Source organism: Streptomyces sp. NPDC059989 (assembly GCF_042736975.1).
Lineage (GTDB): Bacteria > Actinomycetota > Actinomycetes > Streptomycetales > Streptomycetaceae > Streptomyces.
Genome location: NZ_JBHWUO010000131.1, coordinates 1 through 1978, shown reverse-complemented (window position 1 = coordinate 1978; position 1978 = coordinate 1). Strand labels below are relative to the sequence as shown.

Annotated in this window: 1 protein-coding gene; it reads right to left on the bottom strand. The window is 43.4% G+C overall.

Annotated features, from left to right (window positions below; translation table 11 throughout):
* Window positions 1–144: 144 nt before the first annotated feature.
* On the bottom strand, window positions 145–1978 hold a 1834-nt coding region (locus ACFWBN_RS39790), incomplete at its 5' end, for a hypothetical protein (RefSeq protein WP_385186733.1).

The window sequence follows — 1978 nt, the reverse complement described above, 5'->3', positions numbered from 1 at the left end:
AACTCGCAACAACAGCATCAGGCTTTAGGCCCTGTTGTTGACTTCCTTAGTTCAAAAATTGATGAACAATTTAATAAGAAGAGTAGCCTAATCAAGTAATAGTGTTTTAACCAAGCATTTTGAGCTGACGGGCTTCTATAAGCCCTACATCCCCCAACTCATCCCTCGATCTTGCTTAGGTTGGGGCTGTTCCATTTCCATTTTCCGTTCCTTCATCTGGATGATATTCGCTTCAATAGTTCGGACGTTTCGAGCAAATTCTGCTGCGCTTTGGCTACTTCTGACGAGACTGACTGCTGTACGGTTGAGATTTTCTCCAGTACGTCCTCGTAGTTCGTTGTAATTTGGCTCATCTCTCTGACTTTGCCATTGATCTGCTCGGTATACGTTGCCGTACTTCTCTCTAATTCGTGAAATTGCGTCTGTGTTGTCGATAATGACTTTTGTGTTTGCACTAAGCCTTTCTGTACGCTCTCCATTGCCTTTGATTGTGCTGATAAGGCTTGGATAATTTTCTTTTGCATCACGTCTAAACTCTGCTGTTGCTGCTGCAATTGCGCTTGTTGTTGCTGTAATTGCTGCTGTTGTTCTTCGATGATTTTCAATAACTGTGTTTCTAATTCGGTCATCGTTTAATACCCCATCGGAATCATGTAACCGTTCTGCCATTCGCCTGCATTCTTGTTGATCTGAATACATAAGCGTTGGGCTTTGCTGTTTTGCTGTCTGCATGTGCTGAACGTCAAACTGCCCCCCGATCGGTTCAGGTGATCCACTCGCATTTGTTTCTCGTTGATCGTCATATTGAGCGTCTGAATCTCGCTGTACTTGCTTTTCCCCATAAAACTGAGCGCAATAATGAGAATAATCAAAATAACAGCGCCCAAAATCAGTGCCATATTCAAAGTAGTAAGCTGTTTCAGTAGGCTTTTGTTCTGAACTTGCTGTTCTTCTGTCTGTATCTGCTCGTTCATTTGCTTTAAACGGCTCAATTTGGACTGTAGCAAGGCTTGGTACTGGTCGAGCTGCTTTTCGATCTGCTGTGAGCTGTTCTGTAGGTTCTGCGCTAATTTCTCGTCTGACTGTTGGATAGCGGTCGCTGTGATATTGGCTCTTGTGCTTAAGTTGTCTTTGATAATCTGTGACGTTTGCTCGATACCGCTCAGAAGTTGTTCCTCGGTACGTTGCAATTCGCTGTTGTACTTCTTGTCGATATTCGCCAGTAGCTCTAAAGCCTTGCTCATAAACCTCTCCATTCAAACGGATAGGACGTGTTGCGCCCTCATATGGATTTTCAATTGATATTGATTTTTGGGTCTGTCGGGTGACTTTGACGTCATTGGACTCAAGCCATTCAACCAATTTTTGCCGATCGGCAATTTCACCATTGGCAACGGCTCGATAGATACGTTGATGTAATTGCGCTTTAAAGTCCCGAACGTCCTTTGGGAGGTTCTTCTTATTGATTAAAAGCTGCTGATTGTTCGGGTCATCAGGGTCATACAGTCTATGTTCCGCATTGGTAATCTGCTTAAACAGATCTACTCGATCGAGATCTACCGGTGCATAAAATGGCTGTAGCCGTTTGCCTGTCGAAAGTTCCACATTAGGAATCACAAAATTCAGCTCAAGCCGAGTCTCTCCAGTAACTTGGTTCACCTTATCTTGGTGCTGTACCCATAGAACTTTATACTGATCTTGATCAAGGCCAGGAAAAAGACACTGCTCAAAATTCTGCATGATCTGCTGTTTATCCTGGTCAGATAAATCATGCTCGTAAAAGGATAAACAACCGCTGGTATATTTCTTGGCAAAAGGGCTGCTATCAATGAGTTGTGCTGTCAGCTCCACATCACCACTTAAAACCTGTGCATGTTCTCGCACTCGATCTTCACCAAGTAAATAATCTAGACAACCTTTGGATAAACCTGTGCCATGTCTAAAAAAATCAACGATCATCTGGACGTAACTCCCGAAG